At 54.4% G+C, this 1,659-nt stretch carries 2 protein-coding genes; one reads left to right on the top strand and one right to left on the bottom strand.

Features of this window, described 5'->3' with window-relative positions; translation table 11 throughout:
• The first annotated feature begins 126 nt into the window (after nucleotides 1-126).
• A complete protein-coding gene (locus P1J78_RS24805) occupies nucleotides 127-741 on the top strand; it encodes a hypothetical protein (protein WP_275570048.1) in 615 nt (204 codons plus the stop codon).
• Between the two features lie 25 nt (nucleotides 742-766).
• Here P1J78_RS24805 and P1J78_RS24800 read toward each other — a convergent pair.
• Nucleotides 767-1,659, bottom strand: an 893-nt coding sequence (locus tag P1J78_RS24800; protein WP_275570047.1) for a dihydrodipicolinate synthase family protein, incomplete at its 5' end; no start/stop codon positions are given.

Raw genomic sequence — 1,659 nt, 5'->3', positions numbered from 1 at the left:
TGGCCGTTTTCTACGGCCGCAGCCCATCATGTGCACAGGAAAAGGCCGCGGCGTGACGCTCATGAGCGTTGCCAGCTATAGTTCACGGATGACTATATCCAGATTGATTTATCCCTCGCGCGCATCGTGGACTTCAATAACACAATATACGAATCGACGTTAATCGAGCCGTCGCGTGAACAACCGCTATTTGGATCGGAATGTGATACGAAAACCGGAAAATCCGCTTTCCACGTCTTGCTGAAGAGTGCGGCCGAGCATATCGACGAGCGGCCTATGTACTTGGTATTCGAGAATGTTGAACAGATTCTGGGCCAGAATAAGTATCTGGACCATATCGTCTCTTACATCTTTGCAACCGAGGCGAATTTCTGGATTTCCAATTCTTTTCGGATCGGCGTTGTGGGCACGCAGGAATTTTCATCGATCGTCGCAGAAGGGCAATCCGACATTGATCCTCTACGCAATCGCCTCAAAATTTTGAATCCGATTGGTCCTTTGTCTTTGAAGGAGTGCATCGATCTTGTCAATATTGGCATGTCCGACGAACTTCAGATACGATCGGATATCAGTTCCGAGGAGATAGGGCGGCAAATCTATTGGCATTGCGGAGGGCATGCCCAAAGGGTACAGGAAATTTGCCTGGAAATTTGCCGCGAAGTCCTCGAGAGGGGTAGGGATCGAGTCGACAAATCAATTCTGGATAGAGTTCTCTCTAAAACGCACCGGGGTTTGCTCTGAAGAGATTGCGTAGACGCTGGTTTCCCTAACCGACTTCCGGATCACGCGCGCCACCACCGGCGTACCGTCTTACTAGTTCAAGGCCGAATTTCGTCACCGGCACCGCTGGTGCTCGGTCGTGGATCGCGATTCCGGCACGTTTCCCCATGAGGCGCTTGCCGTAGGTAACTAGGTGCTCAACCGACTGCATCACGAATACGATCGCCGGTAATGCTGACTCGTAGGTTGCCTCGGCCGCCACGAGTTCGCCCCGCATCCATTGCTCGTACGCCCGAACAACGGGATCAACAAGATCGGGGGCGACAACGAAACCCTCCGCACCGGCACGAAGGACGTCGATCAGCTCGAGCCCGCCCCGACCATTGAGGACGGTAAAGTTGTCGGGTGACTTTGCCACTAGTTCCGCCGTTTCAATGGCGGAGCTTTCGGATTTGATGTGCCCGAAATTGGGGCAGCGCTCAGCAAGCCAAAGAATGTCGTTGTCGCCCAGGCCACGCCCCAGATAGGCTGGGGCATTCTGGATAGCGACCGGAAGATCCGTAACCTCTGCAACCCGCGCAAAGAATTCGAGATACGTTGCTGCAGGATAGGAACCAACCAAGGGCGGCTGCAGGATTAGCCAGTCAACGCCGCTTTCTTCGGCATGTGCGATCTGATCGTGTTGCTCTTTCACGGAATTGCCTGCGATTGTCACCGATAGTGGCACATGCCCTGCGCCATCTTTGGCCAGCCAGGTGACCAACTGCCGGCGCTCGTCCGGCATGAGCTTGGTGACCTCAGTAGCCAACCCCAGAACATTGATCCCGTTGACGCCGCATTCAATGGTAAGCGCCGGGCCATCACCCTCGTTGTTTGAGGCACCTTTTCGTCCGAGGTGACACCTGCACAGCAGGAGGTGTCTCATGGATGGCGACGTAC

It is taken from the genome of Psychromarinibacter sediminicola, from assembly GCF_029168335.1.
Taxonomy (GTDB): domain Bacteria; phylum Pseudomonadota; class Alphaproteobacteria; order Rhodobacterales; family Rhodobacteraceae; genus Psychromarinibacter; species Psychromarinibacter sediminicola.
This window is presented reverse-complemented; position numbering and strand designations above follow the sequence as displayed.